This is a genomic window from Mucilaginibacter pocheonensis (genome assembly GCF_031456535.1).
In the GTDB taxonomy this organism is placed as follows: Bacteria; Bacteroidota; Bacteroidia; order Sphingobacteriales; family Sphingobacteriaceae; genus Mucilaginibacter; species Mucilaginibacter pocheonensis.
On sequence record NZ_JAVDUU010000003.1, the window covers coordinates 262,117 to 281,238 of the forward strand.

General features: G+C 45.1%; 17 protein-coding genes and 1 riboswitch. Of the genes, 13 read left to right on the plus strand and 4 right to left on the minus strand.

Going from position 1 to position 19,122, the window contains the following annotated elements; all coding sequences use genetic code 11:
- Nucleotides 1–21 precede the first annotated feature (21 nt).
- The gene (locus tag J2W55_RS14535; RefSeq protein ID WP_310096828.1) at nt 22–1,428 is read left to right on the plus strand and encodes an efflux transporter outer membrane subunit; all 1,407 of its coding nucleotides are present in this window, start codon (nt 22–24) and stop codon (nt 1,426–1,428) included.
- 394 nt (nt 1,429–1,822) lie between these two features.
- Here the strand turns inward: J2W55_RS14535 and J2W55_RS14540 are convergent, their stop codons facing one another.
- Together J2W55_RS14540 and J2W55_RS14545 are read right to left on the minus strand one after the other, a co-directional pair.
- Nucleotides 1,823–2,149, minus strand: a complete 327-nt coding sequence (locus tag J2W55_RS14540) for a DMT family transporter (RefSeq protein ID WP_310096830.1) — start codon at nt 2,147–2,149, stop codon at nt 1,823–1,825.
- A 70-nt stretch (nt 2,150–2,219) separates the two neighbouring features.
- Nucleotides 2,220–2,783, minus strand: a complete 564-nt coding sequence (locus J2W55_RS14545; protein ID WP_310096833.1) for a Crp/Fnr family transcriptional regulator — start codon at nt 2,781–2,783, stop codon at nt 2,220–2,222.
- 341 nt (nt 2,784–3,124) lie between these two features.
- Here J2W55_RS14545 and J2W55_RS14550 point away from each other — a divergent pair, with 341 nt between their 5' ends.
- From J2W55_RS14550 to J2W55_RS14560, 3 genes are read left to right on the plus strand one after another with little or no spacing between them, the layout of a single operon-like run.
- Nucleotides 3,125–4,378 (plus strand): sugar MFS transporter, encoded by a 1,254-nt coding sequence (locus tag J2W55_RS14550; protein WP_310096836.1) that lies wholly within the window; start codon nt 3,125–3,127, stop codon nt 4,376–4,378.
- Nucleotides 4,371–5,225, plus strand: a complete 855-nt coding sequence (locus J2W55_RS14555; RefSeq protein WP_310096839.1) for an ROK family protein — start codon at nt 4,371–4,373, stop codon at nt 5,223–5,225. The genes J2W55_RS14550 and J2W55_RS14555 overlap by 8 nt, the downstream gene beginning before the upstream one ends.
- Nucleotides 5,226–5,236: 11 nt before the next feature.
- Nucleotides 5,237–7,903: a glycoside hydrolase family 2 protein gene (locus tag J2W55_RS14560; RefSeq protein ID WP_310096843.1), complete on the plus strand. Its 2,667-nt coding sequence runs from the start codon at nt 5,237–5,239 to the stop codon at nt 7,901–7,903.
- 76 nt (nt 7,904–7,979) lie between these two features.
- On the opposite strand, the gene J2W55_RS14565 is transcribed toward J2W55_RS14560, so the two are convergent.
- A complete protein-coding gene (locus J2W55_RS14565; RefSeq protein ID WP_310096846.1) occupies nt 7,980–9,332 on the minus strand; it encodes a Gfo/Idh/MocA family protein in 1,353 nt (450 codons plus the stop codon).
- A 271-nt stretch (nt 9,333–9,603) separates the two neighbouring features.
- A riboswitch (TPP riboswitch) is annotated at nt 9,604–9,697 on the plus strand.
- 64 nt (nt 9,698–9,761) lie between these two features.
- Between J2W55_RS14565 and thiS the strand changes: the two genes are divergently transcribed.
- The 9 genes from thiS (at nt 9,762) to J2W55_RS14610 (ending at nt 18,213) form a co-directional block, all read left to right on the plus strand.
- Nucleotides 9,762–9,965 (plus strand): sulfur carrier protein ThiS, encoded by a 204-nt coding sequence (thiS, locus tag J2W55_RS14570; RefSeq protein WP_310096850.1) that lies wholly within the window; start codon nt 9,762–9,764, stop codon nt 9,963–9,965.
- 14 nt (nt 9,966–9,979) lie between these two features.
- Nucleotides 9,980–11,863: a phosphomethylpyrimidine synthase ThiC gene (gene thiC, locus J2W55_RS14575; RefSeq protein WP_310096853.1), complete on the plus strand. Its 1,884-nt coding sequence runs from the start codon at nt 9,980–9,982 to the stop codon at nt 11,861–11,863.
- Nucleotides 11,864–12,012: 149 nt separating this feature from the next.
- Entirely contained in the window at nt 12,013–12,642 is a 630-nt protein-coding gene (locus J2W55_RS14580) for a thiamine phosphate synthase (RefSeq protein ID WP_310096855.1), read from the plus strand.
- Nucleotides 12,632–13,276, plus strand: coding sequence for a thiamine phosphate synthase (locus J2W55_RS14585; RefSeq protein WP_310096858.1), 645 nt, complete (start codon nt 12,632–12,634; stop codon nt 13,274–13,276). Before J2W55_RS14580 ends, J2W55_RS14585 begins: the two co-directional genes overlap by 11 nt.
- A 14-nt stretch (nt 13,277–13,290) precedes the next feature.
- On the plus strand, nt 13,291–14,058 hold the full coding sequence (locus tag J2W55_RS14590) for a thiazole synthase (RefSeq protein ID WP_310099077.1): 768 nt from the start codon (nt 13,291–13,293) through the stop codon (nt 14,056–14,058).
- Complete coding sequence (thiH, locus tag J2W55_RS14595; RefSeq protein ID WP_310096861.1) at nt 14,051–15,172, plus strand: 2-iminoacetate synthase ThiH; 1,122 nt, start codon at nt 14,051–14,053, stop codon at nt 15,170–15,172. Before J2W55_RS14590 ends, thiH begins: the two co-directional genes overlap by 8 nt.
- Nucleotides 15,173–15,175: 3 nt before the next feature.
- Nucleotides 15,176–16,222 (plus strand): molybdopterin-synthase adenylyltransferase MoeB, encoded by a 1,047-nt coding sequence (gene moeB, locus J2W55_RS14600; RefSeq protein WP_310096864.1) that lies wholly within the window; start codon nt 15,176–15,178, stop codon nt 16,220–16,222.
- Between the two features lie 9 nt (nt 16,223–16,231).
- Nucleotides 16,232–17,062 carry a bifunctional hydroxymethylpyrimidine kinase/phosphomethylpyrimidine kinase gene (gene thiD / locus J2W55_RS14605; protein WP_310096867.1) on the plus strand — a complete coding sequence of 277 codons (831 nt, stop codon included), beginning with the start codon at nt 16,232–16,234 and terminating at the stop codon, nt 17,060–17,062.
- A gap of 116 nt (nt 17,063–17,178) precedes the next feature.
- Complete coding sequence (locus tag J2W55_RS14610; protein WP_310096870.1) at nt 17,179–18,213, plus strand: LLM class flavin-dependent oxidoreductase; 1,035 nt, start codon at nt 17,179–17,181, stop codon at nt 18,211–18,213.
- A gap of 280 nt (nt 18,214–18,493) precedes the next feature.
- On the opposite strand, the gene J2W55_RS14615 is transcribed toward J2W55_RS14610, so the two are convergent.
- Nucleotides 18,494–19,018 (minus strand): hypothetical protein, encoded by a 525-nt coding sequence (locus tag J2W55_RS14615; RefSeq protein WP_310096873.1) that lies wholly within the window; start codon nt 19,016–19,018, stop codon nt 18,494–18,496.
- Nucleotides 19,019–19,122 lie beyond the last annotated feature (104 nt).

The window sequence follows — 19,122 nt, forward strand, 5'->3', positions numbered from 1 at the left end:
CCCATCAATTAAAAAGACACAATGAACAGAAACTGTTTAAAATATATATATTTCACCGCCATGCTTTTGGGCGTGCTGGCTTCATGCAAAATAACCAAAACCTATAAGCGGCCTGATGTAGCTACCGATGGCTTGTACCGCGATGGGCATTCAACAGATACCGCTACCCTGGCATCCATGCCCTGGCAAAGCCTGTTTGCAGATACGGTATTAAAATCATTGATACAGGAGGGCCTTAATAATAACCTGGACCTTAAAACCGCTGTGCAAAAGATACTGGAGGCGCAGGCATCGCTGCAACAAAGTAAAGCAGCTTATTTTCCAAGTTTAAGCGGCAATGTAAGTGCCCAGCGCTCAAAGCAGTCGCAGGCCGGCCTTAATTTTCCTCCGGGCATTAATATCAATACATTAACCACTACTTACCAGGCTGGTTTAAGCACATCATGGGAAGCTGATGTTTGGGGTAAATTAAGCAGCACCAAACGGGCCGCCCTGGCCACCTTTTTACAAAGCGACGCCGCCAAAAGAGCAGTGCAAACCCAGCTGATAGCAGATATAGCTAACAATTATTTTAGCTTGCTGGCTTTAGATAAACAACTGGAAATTACGCAGCAAACCCTCAAAAACAGGATAAAGGATATAGAAACGATGAAGGACCTTAAGCAGGGTGCTGTTGTAAACGGGGCCGCGGTGGTGCAAAGCGAGGCAAACCGCTATGCTGCCGAAGTATCTATCCCTGATATTAAACGCAGCATCCGCGAAACAGAGAACGCGTTGGACATACTACTTTCAAGGCCTCCCGGTCCGGTTAACCGCGGCACGCTTGATAGCCAAAAACTTGTAAGTGAATTGCAAACCGGCATCCCGGCGCAACTGCTCACCAACCGGCCTGATGTACAGCAAAGTGAATATACTTTCAGGGCCGCTTTTGAAAACACTAACCTTGCCCGCTCTTATTTTTATCCCTCATTTACCATAACTGCTTCAGGCGGATTATCTACCTTAAGCCTGAAAGATTTTTTTAATAAGTCGATATTTTACAACGCCGCGGTTGGTTTAACACAGCCAATTTTTAACCAGGGGATAAATAAAGCCCGTTTGCGCACCGCGCAGGCACAACAGCAGGAGGCACTGAACAGTTTCCAGCAAACCCTGCTGGTAGCGGGGCAGGAGGTTTCAAATGCGTTATACGCGCACCAAACAGCTGTTGAAAAACAGGATGCCCGCAGCAAACAGATCCAGGCGCTGCAAAAGTCGGTAGATTACACCCAGGAATTGTTAAGATATAGTTCGGCAACAAATTATACCGATGTGCTAACCTCTGAACAGAACCTGTTGGCCGCCCAGCTAAGCGGTGTGAGCGACAGATTACAGGAGCTACAGGCCATTGTAAACCTGTATCGTGCCTTAGGTGGCGGGTGGCGGTAAGCGCACAAGTTACTGTAGCAGTTTCAAAAGCGACTTTGCAAGTGAGATACCGAAATATTATCTGTGATTTGCTGTAAAAATACAGGTGTCATGTTGAACGGAGTGAAGCATCTTCTTCGATAGAAAAGTCGACGCCCGGCAGGGCGGGGAAGATCTTTCGCTATGCTAACAACGACGTATCTATTAATTAGACCGTCATTGCTGTACGAAAGCCCGCTCTAATCGCACTCTCAGGCGGGTTGGGTGGGCTTTCGTAACTTACAGCAATGAAGCGGGAATAAAAACTACCTCATTTTATCATCAACGTTTTAAACAAATTTCAGAACTCAGCTTATGGCCTGCCAGGTGTGGAAATCAACATTGTCCACAAAACCATGTCCCGCCACTGTTATAGTTATTCAGAAACAAATTTGATCCCGATAATGGAGATGATCAAAGTGCTCATAAAAAACAGCCGCCAAAAGTTGGCCGGGTCTTTAAACACCAAAATACCAACCAATACTGTGCCTACAGCGCCTATCCCTGTCCAAACTGCATAAGCTGTTCCAATAGGTAAAGTTTGCGCGGCTTTAAGAAGCAGTACCATGCTTAGGGTCATGGTTACCAAAAATCCGCCATACCAAAGATACATCTCGGTACCTGTGGTTTCTTTTGCTTTGCCCAAACAGGAGGCAAATGCTACCTCGCAGAAACCTGCGATGATTAATATTATCCAATTCATAGTAATTTATTTTACTGTAAAGTTGGGGAGTATAAACAGCCTAAAAATTAACATAGGATAAATAATGCAGCTATCTGATCTCGGCTCTTATGCGGCTCAGGCTAACCTGCGTAATACCAAGGTAGGACGCAATATGAAACAATTGTACCCTTTGAATTAGGTCGGGACTGTTGGTAAGCAAAGCCTTATACCTGTCTGCAGCCATGCTGAATTGCCTGGAGATGAGCCTTTCTTCTGTTTTAATTAACTCGGTCTCGGCAAATCTGCGGCCCCAGTTGGCAATGTGTATGTCTTCGGTAAACAGCTTTTGCAGGTCGCGGTTTTTGATGCGGTAGAGTACGCAGTCCTCTAAAAGTTCAATGTTTTCGTATCCTGGCTTATTTTCTACATAGTTTTTCATGGAGATAATGGTATCGCCCTCACGGCCAAACCAAAAAGTTACCTCGGTATCGTGCTGAAACAAATAAGCACGTACAATACCCTTTTTTAAAAAATAAACGCTTCGGCCTATTTTATCAGCTTCAAATAAAATATGCCCTTTGGGTAAACTGATCTCCTCAGTTACCCGGCGTAATTTTAACCCTGATGTTTCAGGAATGGTATGGATCTGGTTGATGATCTGTTCGATTTCCACCTTAAAATTGGTTGTTTTAAAAGCACTCCTGTTCGTAAACAGAAAATATCTGTTTCCGCAATTGTACCCATTGTATCAGTATTAACAAAACAGTTTTATATCATAAAAGTATTGATTACAATATTTATACATTGAAAATAATATTAGGGAGTCAATCCATCATGTATCTTTGTGATAATTGATGTAATTTCCTGCTCACTCATCAAATACAAATCAGACCTGCTATATAGTTTGTAAATTTTTTTAAAAAGATATTGTAACAAATTAAATAAGTTGCAAATTTTAAATGATTTTATGCGGATATTAACGCAGGCAGAATTATAAACCTTTAATATTAGCCAATGAAGCGTAACTACTACATTGTAGCATTGATCATGCTGATCTTTTTTGTGATATCCTTTTTAACCAACGTAATAGGACCTCTGATACCGGATATTATCAAGGTATTTAAGCTGAGTTATACGCTGGCCGGGGTGCTGCCCCTGGCATTCTTTATCGCTTATGGGGTAATGTCTGTCCCGTCGGCTATTATGCTGGAAACATTTAAGGAAAAAAAGATCATGGTAGCAGCCTTTATAGTTGCTTTCCTGGGGTCGCTGCTGCTGGCTATGGTGCCAAACTATTTAAGCGCCATAGTGTCGTTATTTTTAATAGGCTGCGGAATGGCAATGCTGCAGGTAGTGATAAACCCTTTATTAAGAACATCAGGCGGCGAAGAGAATTACGCCTTTACTTCGGTGCTTGCCCAACTCATCTTTGGGTTGGCTTCTTTTCTTAGTCCGCTGGTTTATTCTTATATGGTTAAGGCCTTAAAAGAGGGCAATGGGGGCGGTATGATGGAGTTGCTACATTCCCTGGTGCCTAAAGATTTGCCCTGGATATCCCTATACTGGCTCTTTGCTGTAATTTGCCTGGCCATGGTTATTTTACTGGCTTTTACCAAATTCCCTAAGGTAGAACTGAAGGAAGATGAACAGGTTGGCTCATTACAAACCCATTTCGCGCTGTTTAAACAACCGGTTGTGATCCTGTTTTTGGTAGCCATGTTTTGTTATGTAGGTACGGAGCAGGGTATTGCCAACTGGATATCGCAATTTTTAAGCACTTATCATGGCCTTAACCCGCAAACAAAGGGTGCTGATACCGTTGCCTATTTTTGGGGCTTAATGACTGCCGGCGGCATCCTGGGGCTGTTTTTATTAAAAGTAATGGATAGCCGCAAAGTGCTTATTGGCTTTACTGTACTGGCTTTGGTTTGCTTAACGGCTGCATTGTTTGGGCCGGTAAACATCGCTTTAGCTGCTTTCCCTTTGGTTGGCTTCTTTGCTTCGGTCATGTATCCTATTATTTTTTCGCTCGCGCTTAATTCTGTCAATAAAGACCATGGCTCTTTTGCGGGCCTGCTGGTTACAGCCATTATAGGCGGCGCTATAATACCCCCGGTTATAGGCTTGCTGGGCGATGCCTTTGGCCTGCGGGCCGGGATGTTCTTTTTATATATCACCCTGGGTTACATCCTTAGTGTGGGCTTTTGGGCAAAGCCGTTGATCACCAATAAAACCATCGACATAAAAAAGAAAACCAACAATGAATAATACCAAAGTTATAGGGCTTGATCTGGGTGCTACAAACATACGCGGGGCTATTGTAGACGGCAGCTCTCTGGCCGATATCATATCACAAAAAATAAAAAGTGATGGTTCGGTTGAGGACGTGCTGAACGATATTTATCAAGTGGCCGATGCATTATTACAGCGGGATAAAGCGTTGGCTATTGGCATTGGCGTGCCCAGCGTAGTTGATGTAGCCGAGGGGATAGTATATGATGTGCAATACATTCCATCGTGGAAAGAGGTACACTTGAAGCAATTGATGGAAGAGCGTTACCAGATACCGGTTTATGTAAATAACGACGCGAATTGCTTTGCCATAGGCGAATATTATTTTGGCAAGGGAAATAATTCTGATTCGATGATAGGGCTAACGCTTGGAACCGGTTTGGGGGCCGGCGTAATGATAAACAAACGCTTATATGCGGGATTTAACTGCGGCGCCGGTGAATTTGGATTGTTTCCGTACCTGGATAACGTACTGGAATATTACTGCAGCGGGTCTTTTTTTGACAACGTTTACGGGCTTGATGGGGTACAGGTATTTGAAGACGCGAAAAATGGTGAAGCAAAGGCGTTAACGTTATACCGCGAACTGGGCAAACATATAGGCCATGCTATTAAGCAGGTGATGTATGCTTACGACCCGCAGTTGATAGTACTGGGCGGATCTGTTCGGCATGCCTATGAATTTTTTGAGCAAACCATGTGGCAGGAAATAAAAACCTTTGCTTATACAAAAACCGCTGAAAGGATAAGGATAGAGGTATCTGAATTGCAGAACAGCGGCATTATTGGTGCCGCGGCATTGTATTATGATAGTCAATTATAAGTTTCAATACCATGAAAAAACTCATATTAACGCTGATACTGCCTTTGTGCTTTTATGGGGCATTTGGCCAGGCAAGACAGGAAAACTTTCAGTTGATCTTGAAGGACGATTGGAAAATGCAATCGGCCGTAACTGACGCGGGCCCGGCAGATAAAATTTCAAAAGAGAATTATGATACACATGGCTGGTACAAGGTAAGTGTGCCTACAACGCTGATCGCTGGCTTGTTGGCTAATAAGGTGTATGATTTTGACCCTTTTATGGGAAAAAACCTGGTAAAGTTAAAAGATGCCAAGCTGGATAAACCCTGGTGGTTTAGACGGGAGTTTACCCTGCCCGCTTCCGAGAACGGAAAAAATGTGATACTGCGCCTGCATGGCATCAATTACAAAGCAAACGTATGGCTTAACGGGGTCAAAATTGCCGATTCGACAAAGGTAAAAGGGCCCTTCAGGATCATTCAACTGGACGTTACCGGCCATATCAATTATACAGGTAACAACGTGCTTGCGCTGGAAATAGTGAGGCCGTTTACACCCAACAAATCAAGAGGCGACCTTGCCATTGATTATGCAGACTGGATCCCGTATCCGCCTGATTATAACGGCGGTATAGTAAATAATGTTGAAATAAAAACGTATGACAAGGTAGGTGTGCAATATCCGCTGGTTACTACCCGGTTTGATCTGCCATCACTAAGCATAGCTCATTTAACGGTTAACGCTCAGGTTACCAATTATACCAATACTGCGCAGGATGCCATAATAAAAGGCCATATCAATAATGATGTAGCTTTTGAACAAAAGGTACACCTGCTGCCAAAAGAATCAAAAAATGTGACTTTTAGTCCGCTGGATTTTAAACAGCTGAATATACAGAACCCGCGTGTATGGTGGCCCTGGCAATATGGCAAGCCCGAGCTAAACCGCATTGAGCTATCGGCAGTAACAGGCGATAAAGTGAGCAATACGCTGTCAGAAAACTTTGGCATCCGCCAGATGGATTCCAAACTTTTAAATAACGAATCGCGGGAGTTTATAGTTAATGGCAAGCCTATCATGCTCCGGGGAGCGGCCTGGTCGCCTGATATTTTTCAGCGGCGTTCGGCCGAACGGCAGGAGCAGGAGGTAAAGCTGGTGAGGGATATGAATATGAACATCATTCGCTCGGAAGGCAAAATGGAGGATGATAATTTTTACGACCTGTGTGATAAGTATGGCATGCTGGTAATGACCGGCTGGATGTGCTGCGGGGTATGGCAACACCCCGAACACTGGGACGCGGCGGAGCGCAAAGTGGCCATGGCATCAGACAGCAGCGTTATGTACTGGCTGCGCAATAAAGCCAGTTTGCTGGTGTGGCTCAATGGCAGCGATATGCCGCCAACCGATACTTCAGTTGAAAGTGATTATCTGAAAATTGAGAAAGCCCTGAAATGGCCCAACCCGGTAATTGCTACTGCCAATGAAACTAAATCAAAAGTATCGGGCTACAGCGGTGTGAAAATGGCAGGCCCTTATGAATGGGTGCCGCCAATTTACTGGGAAACAGATAGTACCCATAAATTTGGTGGTGCCTGGAGTTTTGCAACCGAGATATCGCCCGGGCCATCTATACCTCCCTATGAAAGCCTGGTAAAATTTATTCCCGGGGATTCGCTGTTTACAACCTCGCCGGCATGGCTGTACCACTGCGGTACAGGCTCGTTTGGTACAACAAAGGTTTTTGATAAGGCGTTAACTGAACGTTACGGGCCATCGGCAACTATTAAAAACTATGTGGCAAAGGCACAGGCCCAAAACTACGAAGCGCACCGGGCCATGATGGAAGCCTATGGTTTAAAAAAATACAACACAGCTACAGGAGTAGTACAATGGATGCTAAGCAACCCCTGGCCGGGTATTATATGGCATACTTATGATTACTACCTGTATCCGGCCGGTACTTACTTCGGCATGAAAAAATCAATGGAGCCATTGCACATCATGTATTCTTATAAATCAAACGCGGTAGGTATCATTAACTCGTATCTGAAAAACTTTACCGGCTTACAAATTAAAGCTACCGTTTACAACATAGATGGTACTGTAAAATATACTAAACTGGCCCAAACCGCTATTAATGCCGATGCCTCAAAAATAGTATTCGCTTTGCCGCCAATTACCGGTTTATCACCAGCTTATTTTTTAAGGCTGCAGCTTAATGATCATAGCGGTAAAGTGCAAAGTATTAACTGGTACTGGTTATCACAAAAAGCAGAAACGCTTAACTGGAAAAAATCAAGCTGGTTCACAACGCCAGAGTCCGCCTATGCCGATTATTTAGCATTGCAGCAAATACCCAAAACGGCGTTAAAGCTCAGCCATCAGCAGGAAACCACGGGCAATGATAGTACAACGCATACGGTCTCTATTACCAATACCGGCAAATCGGTAGCGTTTTTTGTGCATTTGCGCGCATTAAAAGGCAAAAATGGCGATGACATACTGCCGGTAATATTCAGTGATAACTACATATCGCTGGCCCCGGGCGAAACAAGGGTTTTAACATGCACTTACGGCAACAAGAATGGGATGGATACCGCTCCATATTTCGTCACTTCGGCGTGGAACCTGGATACCGCTAAAAGTAACGGCGACGAACAGGCGGCATTTGAAGAGGGCCTGCCTGTTAATTGACAGGAATAAGCCGCCCTGTAAAGGATGAATAAACTTACGAAGTTTTTAAAAACTTCGTAAGTTATTGAGGTGAGCCTTATAACCCGCTGTCGTCTAAAGCAAAAGTAGGTTTGCCGGTTTCCCATTTTCCTTTTGTAAAATCGGGGAACGACAGTGTTTTATTGCCTTCTTTGAGTGATTGTGTTGACAGGGGAGCGATAACACTCATGGTTACCGAATCATAAACGTCAATAGGCGTTTGTTTCTTCTGTTTTACGGCCTCAATAAAGCCATTGAATACAAACCAGTCCATCCCGCCGTGCCCGGCGCCTGCGGCTTCCGCGTCGTGCTTTTTCCATAGCGGGTGATCGTATTTGGCAAACCACTCTTTTGCCGGGTCCCAGGCATCATCTTCCTTGGCCTTGTGCTCAATATAAACCGATTGGTTTACATCCATCCAGATACCTTTGGTGCCCTGTACCCTAAAACCAAGTGAATACGGACGGGGTAAATGGGTATCATGCGATAAAAGCACAGTTTCGCCATTGGCACAGTTGATCATGGTGGTGGTAACATCACCATTTTTGTAGTTTATCTTGGTGTTGGGACTTCCGGGAGCAAGCTCTTCAATATAATTTGCAAGGCCGCGCGCTTTTGAGCTGAATGAAACCAGGCTTGTAAACCTGTTGCCATGATTAATATCTATATAATTCATTACTGGCCCGGCGCCGTGGGTAGGGTAAAGGTCGCCGTCACGGTCAATATTAAACTGTGTACGCCATTGTGCCTCGCTTAATGCCTTTGGTCCGTACTCAACACCTTTGCCGCCATACTTGCCTTTTCCATCATTAAAAAGAACATCGCGCAGGTTGTGCTGGTACCCGCCTTCCAGGTGTATCAGTTCGCCAAACAGGCCCTGCCTTACCATGTTCAGCGCGGCCATTACATCGCGGCGGTAGCACACGTTTTCAAGGGTCATATAAGGAATGCCGGTTTTTTCTGATGTTTTAACAATATCCCAGTGCTCATCAACCGTAAGGCCGGCTATTACTTCGCAGCCAACATATTTGCCGGCTTTCATGGCATCTATAGCTTGTTCATGATGAAACTGCCAGGGTGTGGCAATGATCACGGCATCGATATCTTTTCTTTCCAGCAGTTTTTTGTAGGCATCAGTACCGCCTGTATATTCTTTTGCGGCAGGCTTTCCTTTTTTAGCTAAGTATTCACGGCAAATAGCCAGGGAGTGTTCCTGCGTATCGCAAATAGCCACAATTTCAACATCATCGCGCAGGGCACCTTCCGAAATATGGCTCATGCCCCTGGCGCCAACGCCTATGTATCCGAGCCGTACTTTACCGGTATCTTTTGCAAATAAACTGCCCGACGGCAGTATAGTAAACCCGGCGGCGGCAATAGCGCCGCTTTTTACAAATGTTCTTCTGTTCATGTATATTAACTGTTTTATTGTGAATTATGTATATGTGATTCTGTATAATAATCAGGCTTTGAAAAATGAAATTATTGATCGTTTTTATAAAAATGCGGTTTTAAATTCTAAAATTTTCACGCAAACGTTTGTTCTAAATTCATATCGCCTTACTTCCCCCGAAAGTTGATGATCCGGATGCGGCTTAACGGAATTGAACGGTACCAAAAAACGGGTGTGCCAATAAAAATTAAAAAGTGTTGCCGGTTTAAAAAACTTTTACTTAGGTTTACGGCAACTTTAGGGGTGTCCTTTAATGGACTGAGATAATACCCTTTGAACCTGATGCAGTTAGTACTGCCGAAGGGAAAAGTGAAAGCAGCCTGCGTGTTGTTTTTTCCTTCCTTAAACGGGGCCATTCCTATAGTTATTTATTTAATAATAAACTGAATGGAAGTCACCGTAAATCAACAGCTTTATACTATTTACCCGGAATGCACAGTGCAAACGCTGCTGTCTGATGTCCTGAACAGGGCCTCGAACGGGCTCGCTATCGCTATTAATCAAACCATTATTTCAAAAGCAGACTGGGGTACCGCGCGGCTTAAGCACGGCGACCAGGTCATTATCATTACAGCAACCCAGGGCGGATAAAATTTACCTCAAATATGAAAGCAGAAAAAATACCCACCAGCCAAATAATTACCACCGGGCCGTTTCCGGCGTCGAAAAAAGTTTACGTGAAAGGCCAGCTTCATGATATTAGCGTGGCGATGCGCGAGATCAGCCTGAGCGATACCAAACTGCACGGCCGCTTTGGCGAAACCGAACCTAATGCACCCGTAACTGTATATGATACCAGCGGCCCTTATACCGATACCGAAGCCGTTATAGATGTTAAAAAAGGGTTGTCGCGCTTGCGCGAGCAGTGGATACAGAACAGGGGCGATGTAGAACAACTGGAACAAATAACCTCACAATACGGGCAGGAGCGTTTAAATGACACGGGTTTGGATCACCTGCGTTTTGTAAATACAACCAGGCCCTTTCGCGCCAAACCGGGCAGCAATGTATCGCAAATGCACTATGCCAAAAAAGGCATCATTACGCCCGAGATGGAATACATAGCCATCCGCGAAAACCAGCGCATTGACCTGCTAAAGGAGCAGTTAAACGGGCAATATGAGGTAATGAGCCACCAGCACCCGGGCCATAGCTTTGGGGCCAATACTCCCAAAGGGCATATAACGCCAGAATTTGTACGGCAGGAGGTAGCCGCTGGCAGGGCGGTTATCCCGGCAAATATCAATCACCCCGAGGCCGAGCCTATGATCATCGGCCGGAATTTCCTGGTCAAGATCAATGCTAATATTGGCAATTCGGCGGTAACCTCAAGTATTGAGGAGGAGGTTGAAAAAGCGGTATGGGCTTGCCGCTGGGGCGCTGACACCATTATGGACCTGTCGACAGGTAAAAATATCCATGAAACCCGCGAATGGATCATTCGTAACTCTCCGGTGCCCATCGGTACTGTACCTATATACCAGGCTCTTGAAAAAGTTAACGGAAAGGCCGAAGACCTGACCTGGGAACTATTCAGGGATACTCTGATAGAACAGGCGGAGCAGGGGGTAGATTATTTTACCATTCATGCAGGGGTGCTGTTACGTTATGTGCCGTTGACGGCTAAACGTATTACCGGTATTGTATCGCGCGGTGGTTCCATTATGGCAAAATGGTGTTTAGCGCATCATAAAGAAAATTTCCTGTACACGCACTTTGAAGAGATCTGCGAGATCATGAAGGCTTATGACGTGTCCTTTTCGTTAGGCGACGGCCTGCGGCCCGGCTGTATTGCCGATGCCAACGACGCCGCCCAGTTTGGCGAGCTGGAAACCCTGGGCGAGCTTACCAAAATTGCCTGGAAACATAATGTGCAAACCATTATTGAAGGTCCGGGCCACATACCTATGCACATGATAAAGGCTAACATGGACAAACAGCTGGCTCATTGCGGCGAAGCGCCTTTTTATACCCTGGGGCCGCTTACTACTGATATTGCACCGGGCTATGACCACATCACATCGGCAATTGGCGCCGCCATGATCGGTTGGTTTGGCACGGCTATGCTTTGCTACGTTACACCTAAAGAACATTTAGGCCTGCCCAATAAAAAAGACGTAAAGGACGGAGTGATCACCTATAAAATTGCTGCACACGCCGCGGATCTGGCCAAGGGGCACCCGGGCGCGCAGTACCGCGATAACGCGCTAAGCAAGGCCCGGTTTGAGTTTAGGTGGGACGACCAGTTCAACCTGTCGCTTGACCCGGATACGGCCAGGGAGTTTCATGACGAAACCCTGCCTGCCGAGGGGGCTAAAATTGCCCATTTCTGTTCAATGTGCGGCCCTAATTTTTGCTCAATGAAAATTACGCAGGATGTGCGGGAATACGCTAAAGAAAATGGCGTACAGGAAGAGGACGTATTGCAAAAAGGGATGGAACAAAAATCAAAAGAGTTCACCGAAAAAGGGAGTGAGATATACCTGTAAGTGAAAGTTTAAAAAAAATGGATTAAAATAGGTCATTGCGAGGGATAGCGCGGCAATCTCATGCTATACAGAGGCCTGCGTAGTTTGCGATTGCTTCGTTGTTCCTCCCGGCGATGACATAAGGAGATATTATTGATGCCCAACTAAAAATGGCTATGCAGCTGATAGTTATATCAAATCCTGAAGCTATACCCAACGAAGCGGATATCATTAACCGCCTGTTTGAAGCTGGGTTAAATAGGTTTCATTTGCGCAAGCCCAACTATAGCGGGCAACAGGCAGCGGCTTTAATAAGGCAAATAGATGAGCGATATCACCAATGTGTTGCCTTACATCAACACCATGAAATAGCAATGGATTTTGGCATGAAGCGCTTGCATTTTACGGAAAAACACCGCAAGGCTACAGATATTGATAAGTTGACTTTGTTGCAACAACAGGGAAGTATATTAAGCACATCGGTGCATGAAACAGCTACGTTACAAACATTAAGCGGGTTTGATAATGCCTTTTTTGGGCCGGTGTTCAACAGCATCTCTAAACCCGGTCATCAATCAAAACTAAGCAGTAGTTTTACTTTAAGTAAGGTATATAATAATTTGAATATAATTGCTTTAGGTGGTATAAATGAAGCTAACCTGAACCAAATAGCAGCCATGAACTTTGACGGCGCTGCTGTTTTAGGAGCGGTTTGGAACAACCCTGACGGGGCTGTACCTGCTTTTAAAAGCTTAAAACAAGCGGCTGCCAACTTAATTGAAAATCACTATGATAGATAAATTACATTACATATCGCAACAATCCGAAAACGGCACACACTTAACGGCTATACAAACAGCACTTGATGCCGGTTGTAAATGGATCCAGTTACGGGTTAAAGATCAACCCGTAGCCAAAATATTGGATTGCGCTTTACAAATCAATGAATTGTGCGCCACTTATAAAGCGAAGCTTATAGTGAATGATCATCCTGAAATTGCCCTTAAAGCCGGGACTTACGGGCTTCACCTGGGTTTGCAGGATATGCCAATAACCGAAGCCAGAAAAATTGTGGGGCCAAAAATGATCATCGGCGGTACCGCCAATACCTTTCAGCACATACAGCAAAGGGTAGCCGAAGGCGCCGATTACATCGGGCTGGGTCCATTCAGGTTTACCAAAACAAAACAAAAGCTAAGCCCAATACTGGGGATAACCGGGTATGAAAGCGTTATCAGCGAGGTTCGTGCCGCAGGTATCAATATTCCCATCATAGCCATTGGCGGTATTTTACCGGAGGATATCGTGCCCATTATGCAAACCGGCCTGTATGGTGTAGCCGTATCGGGCGCTATAACTTATGCCCAAAACCCGGCATACACGGTTAAAGCAATGTATGAATATTTAAACATGACACTTTTAAATGAAGTGTGAAAATCAAAACAATGATGTTAACAATAGCCGGAAAAACTTTTAATTCACGCTTATTTACCGGTACAGGTAAATTCAGCTCGTCCGTTTTAATGGAGGATGCCTTGTTGGCTTCAGGATCAGAACTGGTAACGGTTGCGCTAAAGCGTGTTGATGTAAAAAATAATCAGAAGGACGATATACTGATCCGTTTAAAATATCCTCACATTAACCTGTTGCCCAATACATCGGGCGTAAGGACAGCCAAAGAGGCCGTATTTGCCGCGCAGCTTGCCCGTGAAGCATTAGAAACCAACTGGATAAAGCTGGAAATACATCCTGACCCTAAATACCTGATGCCCGACCCCATAGAAACGCTGAAGGCTACCGAAGAACTGGCCAAAATGGGTTTTGTTGTGCTGCCGTATATTCACGCCGACCCGGTTTTATGTAAGCGCCTGGAGGATGCCGGCACCGCGGCGGTAATGCCGCTTGGTTCGCCCATTGGCAGCAACAAAGGGCTAAAAACGATTGATTTTTTAGAGATCATCATTAGCCAGAGCAATGTTCCGGTTATTGTTGACGCCGGGATAGGCGCACCCTCAGATGCGGCCAAAGCAATGGAAATTGGCGCCGATGCCGTGCTGGTGAATACGGCTATTGCAGTATCGGGCAGCCCGGTACAAATGGCCGCGGCCTTTAAAATGGCGGTGGAAGCAGGCCGTATGGCATTTGAAGCAAAACTTGCATTGCCGGCTGTACATGCGGTGGCCAGCAGTCCTTTAACTTCTTTTTTGAATGAGTAGTTTTAACGATATTTTTGATACCTATAACTGGGATGATACCCGGGCCGGCATCTATGCCAAAACCGCCGGTGATGTGGAAAGCGCATTGGCTTCGCCAAAACGTACGCTCGAAGATTTTAAGGCCCTGGTGTCGCCGGCTGCCGCTCCTTATCTGGAACAAATGGCAGCTATAAGCCAGCAGCTCACGCAGAAGCGCTTTGGGAAGGTGATACAGATGTATGTTCCGTTGTACCTTTCCAATGAGTGCAATAACATTTGCACCTACTGCGGTTTTAGTTTTGATAACAAGGTGCGGCGCAAAACGCTGTCGCCCATGGAGATCATTCAGGAAGTGGTAGCTATAAAAGACATGGGCTATGATCATGTATTACTGGTTACCGGCGAAGCCAACCAAACGGTACATGTAGATTATTTTAAAAGAACACTTGACCTGATACGGCCCCATTTTTCGCACATATCTATGGAAGTGCAGCCGCTTGACCTGGAAGATTATCAGCAGTTAACACCTTACGGATTAAATACGGTGCTGGTTTACCAGGAAACTTACCACGAGGAGGATTATAAGAAACATCACCCTAAAGGAAAAAAATCAAATTTTCAATACAGGCTGGAAACTCCCGACAGGCTTGGTCAGGCGGGCATCCACAAAATGGGCCTTGGCGTACTTATTGGTCTGGAAGATTGGCGAACCGATTGTTTTTTTACCGCACTGCATTTAAATTATCTCGAAAAAAAATACTGGCAAAGCAAATACAGTCTTTCCTTCCCGCGTTTGCGCCCGTTTAGCGGCGGCCTGGAACCAAAAGTGGAAATGAGCGACCGCGAACTGGTGCAGCTTATTTGCGCTTACCGTTTGTTTAATGAGGAAGTTGAATTAGCTATTTCAACCCGCGAATCGCCCGGTTTCAGGAATAATATTGTTAAACTGGGGATAACGGCTATCAGCGCGGGTTCAAAAACAAATCCCGGCGGATATACCGTTGAGCCCGAATCACTGGAGCAATTTGAAATTTCAGATGAGCGCAGTCCGCAGCAGATTGCCAAAATGATCAAAGCACAGGGTTACGAACCGGTATGGAAGGACTGGGATAACTGCCTGGCAAATAATTTTTAACTCATGTTAAAGCGCGACGAACAGCAGCGGTATAGCCGCCAGATGATACTGCCGGAATTTGGACTTGCCGGCCAGGAAAGCCTGAAAGCAGCCAAAGTGCTTATGGTAGGTGCCGGCGGACTGGGTTGCCCGGTTTTGCAATATTTAACGGCCGCGGGAGTGGGTATCATAGGCGTTGTTGACCATGATGTGGTTGATATAAGCAACCTGCACAGGCAAATATTATACAATTCATCAGATGTGGGCAGGTTTAAAGCTGTAGTTGCTAAACAAAAACTTGAATTGTTGAACCCGCATATCACAATAAACGCTTATCCCGAAAAACTGACGCCCGAAAACGCCGGGAGCTTAATGAGCAACTATGACTTGGTTGTTGACGGCTCTGACGATTTTACCACCCGGTACCTGGTTAATGATGTTTGCGTGGAACTGGGTAAGCCACTGGTATTTGGCTCTGTGTTTAAGTTTGAAGGGCATGTAGCTGTATTTAATTATCATAACGGCCCGGGCTACCGGGATATATTTGCCGAAGCGCCGCCGGAAAACGAAGTGCCTAATTGCGCCGAAACAGGCGTAATAGGTGTGCTGCCCGGCATGGTGGGTACCTACATGGCCAATGAGGCCATCAAGATCATTTGCGGGATGGGTGAGGTGCTGTCGGGTAAGTTTTTAACCATCAACTCACTTGATAACAGCGTTAACGTTTTTAATGTGACGAAGCAAACAGCGGCATCCCCGGGCAGCAGTCTGAAAAAGGAAACATCGCCGGGTAACTATGAAATAAGTATGGATGAGGCAAACCAATGGCTGGCTCAAAATTCCAACGAAGTTTATCTTGTTGATGTGCGCGAAACTTATGAATATGACGACTACAACATTGGCGGGGTCAATATTCCGTTATATGAGTTAACAGAACAGGCAGGCACGCTTCCTGTACATAAAAAAGTGATCTTCTGCTGCCAGACAGGTCAACGCAGTAAAATGGCTGTGCAGCTGTTAAAACCGGTTTTTACAGGCGAAATGTACAGCATAAAGAACGGGATCTTTTAAAGTTAAAGCATGGAGAAATACAAATATCCGGTAGTGCTGAGTATAGCCGGGTCTGACAGCGGCGGAGGCGCCGGCATTCAGGCCGATCTTAAAACTTTTAGCGCATTGGGCTGCTACGGCACAACGGCTGTTACTGCCGTCACGGTACAAAACACTTTAGGATTAAGCGCCGTTCATCCCGTTCCACATGAAATTGTTGGTCAGCAAATTAAGGCCGTTATAGCTGATATGGAGCCGGTGGTCATTAAGATAGGCATGATACCCGGAGCCGAAACAGCAATGATCATAGCCGGTATTTTACAGGAATATCATCATATCCCGGTTATACTTGACCCGGTGATGGTTTCAAGCAGTGGTTATCAGCTGGCAGCAGATAAAACGATAACTGTATTAAAAGACCGGCTTTTTCCTTTGGCCGCCCTGGTTACACCCAATTTGGATGAGGCCATGTTAATAGCAGACAGGAGCATTGCGGATGTTGCGGATATGGAAAATGCTGCTGCCCGTTTTATTGAACTGGGCTGTAACGCGGTGCTGATAAAAGGAGGGCACTTAAAAGGTAAAACACTTTGTGACGTGTATATTGACCAAAATGGCCTGAAACACCTGTTTGAATCCAACTTTATTGATAGCAACAATACTCATGGAACCGGTTGTACGCTTTCATCGGCAATTGCGGCTTTTATGGCTTTGGGCTGTGATATGATCACCGCAATCGGGAAAGCAAAAAATTATGTACACAGCGCCATTGAACAGGGGGCAGACGTTAAAACAGGGAACGGCAGCGGGCCGCTAAATCATTTCTTTGATCCGCAAAAGATGATTAAGTGTAAAATTTAGGTTTGTAAAAAGTCATATCACGCGGCAACGCTCTGTGTTCAGTTACTTAAAATTTAAATTTGGATATTCATGGTGTGGCTTTTGAGACCTTACCCGCATGAAAAACAAATTTAACAATGGACATTAAACGATCAAACAAGACATTATATTCGGTTTTAGACCTGGCAACGGTGATAGAAGGGCAAACGCCCGCAGACAGTTTCGCCAATAGCCTGCAACTGGCAAAACACGTTGAAAAATTAGGCTACACCCGTTACTGGTTTGCCGAACACCATAATATGATCAATGTAGCCAGCTCGGCTACCGCCGTACTAATAGGCTATATTGCCGGCGGAACATCCACTATCCGCGTTGGATCGGGCGGTATCATGCTGCCTAATCATTCCCCGTTAATTGTCGCCGAGCAGTTTGGAACGCTTGAGTCATTATATCCCGGCCGTATTGACCTGGGCCTGGGTCGCGCGCCGGGTACCGACCAGGTGACATCAATGGCTATAAGAGGGGCAAACTTTAACGCTCCCCATAATTTCCCTAAGGACGTAAAAAAGCTGCAAAGCCTGTTTTCGGATGATAACTGGGACAGCAAGGTACGGGCCGTACCCGGCGAGGGACTTGATATTCCTATATGGATACTGGGTTCAAGCACCGACAGTGCTCACCTGGCTGCGGCAATGGGCTTGCCCTATGCTTTTGCCAGCCATTTTGCGCCCACCTATTTCAGGGAAGCCATTAGTTTGTACCGCGAAAACTTTCAACCATCAGAATACCTGGACGAGCCATATGTTATGGCCTGCGTAAATGTGGTGGCTGGTGATACCGCGGCAGAAGCTGCCAGGCTTGCAACCTCGGTTCAGCAATTTTTTATGGGGGTAGTTACCGGCAGGCGAAAGTTGTTGCCGCCCCCCGTTGAAAGTATGGACAACCTTTGGAACATTTATGAGAAGGAAGCTGTAAATCAAATGCTGGCTTATTCGTTTATTGGCGATCAGGAAACTATAAAAGCCCAAATGCAGGATTTTTTACAGCAAACCCAGGTCAACGAGGTAATGGCTACTTCGCATATATATGATCAGCAAGCCAGGATGCGCTCTTACGAGATATTTGCCCAGGCCCTGGAGGCGATAGAACCCATCGCTTCAAAAACAACTTAATACATTTGTTAAGTGCTGGCATCTTCATCAAAAAAGGCCGTTCATAAATCAATTGTGTAACGGCCTTTTTTGATGACCTTAAAATATTTATAACCTAATTTTTTTTGATGTTAAACGTTATCCGGCTATTGAATTTAATCCGGGCTTAAATAGTAAAAAAAACGCTCAAAAATGTCGGTTTATTTGTTAAAATTCACTTATTTGAACAATATTTTAAACAAAAACCCCTTAGAATATGCGTCTAAAGGTTCATAATAGCGGATGATAAATTATGACTGCTTCAATGGGCCGGTTCGCCGGCTGACAGCATGATACCATAGTGCGCGTTTTCAACCCCGTTGGCAAAACCATTATTATTGATAAACATTTTTTCGTTCTCGATTAAAAAATGCGCGTCATCAACCATAAAATTACCTTTAATAGTGAGTACCGCGTCGGGGTGCTGTACCCCAATCTCGTTGGTAATATGACTTGATAACCCGGCATATTCATGCGTATCTAACTGATACACATCTAAAACCGGCTCATGGTGCCCTGATTGATATACCCAAACACGGTTAGCATCGGCTTCTACATGAATGGTTGAGGGACCCTCTTCAAGCCGGTTACCGCTAACCCTGATCAACTCTCCTGAAGTAGAAAGGATGTTGGCATCAATACTAAGCACACGGTCAGGCATGCCTTTTTGATAGTGATAAAAGGACAGGATCTTTAAAAATTCGGTGCTTTTATCGCCGTTAACATAGGTTAGGGTATTTTGACTGCTCAAAAAAATGCTTGTCCCAAAAATGAATGCGTGTTTCATAATGTTGTGAATTATTGGTTTAAATAGCTAAGTATAAAAGGGTTCTAAAGGAAAAATGTTTTTAATTGGGTAATTAAAATAAAATAGGTAAAATGTACCCTGAA

Bases quoted from the DNA above. Each gene is read 5' to 3' on its own strand.
- J2W55_RS14590 (WP_310099077.1), top strand. From the start codon at position 13,291: ATGTTAACAATAGCCGGAAAAACTTTTAATTCACGCTTATTTACCGGT.
- thiC (WP_310096853.1), top strand. From the start codon at position 9,980: ATGAAAGCAGAAAAAATACCCACCAGCCAAATAATTACCACCGGGCCG.
- J2W55_RS14540 (WP_310096830.1), bottom strand. From the start codon at position 2,149: ATGAATTGGATAATATTAATCATCGCAGGTTTCTGCGAGGTAGCATTT.
- J2W55_RS14535 (WP_310096828.1), top strand. From the start codon at position 22: ATGAACAGAAACTGTTTAAAATATATATATTTCACCGCCATGCTTTTG.
- J2W55_RS14580 (WP_310096855.1), top strand. From the start codon at position 12,013: ATGGCTATGCAGCTGATAGTTATATCAAATCCTGAAGCTATACCCAAC.
- J2W55_RS14560 (WP_310096843.1), top strand. From the start codon at position 5,237: ATGAAAAAACTCATATTAACGCTGATACTGCCTTTGTGCTTTTATGGG.
- J2W55_RS14555 (WP_310096839.1), top strand. From the start codon at position 4,371: ATGAATAATACCAAAGTTATAGGGCTTGATCTGGGTGCTACAAACATA.
- J2W55_RS14610 (WP_310096870.1), top strand. From the start codon at position 17,179: ATGGACATTAAACGATCAAACAAGACATTATATTCGGTTTTAGACCTG.
- J2W55_RS14550 (WP_310096836.1), top strand. From the start codon at position 3,125: ATGAAGCGTAACTACTACATTGTAGCATTGATCATGCTGATCTTTTTT.
- J2W55_RS14585 (WP_310096858.1), top strand. From the start codon at position 12,632: ATGATAGATAAATTACATTACATATCGCAACAATCCGAAAACGGCACA.
- thiS (WP_310096850.1), top strand. From the start codon at position 9,762: ATGGAAGTCACCGTAAATCAACAGCTTTATACTATTTACCCGGAATGC.
- moeB (WP_310096864.1), top strand. From the start codon at position 15,176: ATGTTAAAGCGCGACGAACAGCAGCGGTATAGCCGCCAGATGATACTG.
- J2W55_RS14615 (WP_310096873.1), bottom strand. From the start codon at position 19,018: ATGAAACACGCATTCATTTTTGGGACAAGCATTTTTTTGAGCAGTCAA.
- thiD (WP_310096867.1), top strand. From the start codon at position 16,232: ATGGAGAAATACAAATATCCGGTAGTGCTGAGTATAGCCGGGTCTGAC.
- J2W55_RS14565 (WP_310096846.1), bottom strand. From the start codon at position 9,332: ATGAACAGAAGAACATTTGTAAAAAGCGGCGCTATTGCCGCCGCCGGG.
- thiH (WP_310096861.1), top strand. From the start codon at position 14,051: ATGAGTAGTTTTAACGATATTTTTGATACCTATAACTGGGATGATACC.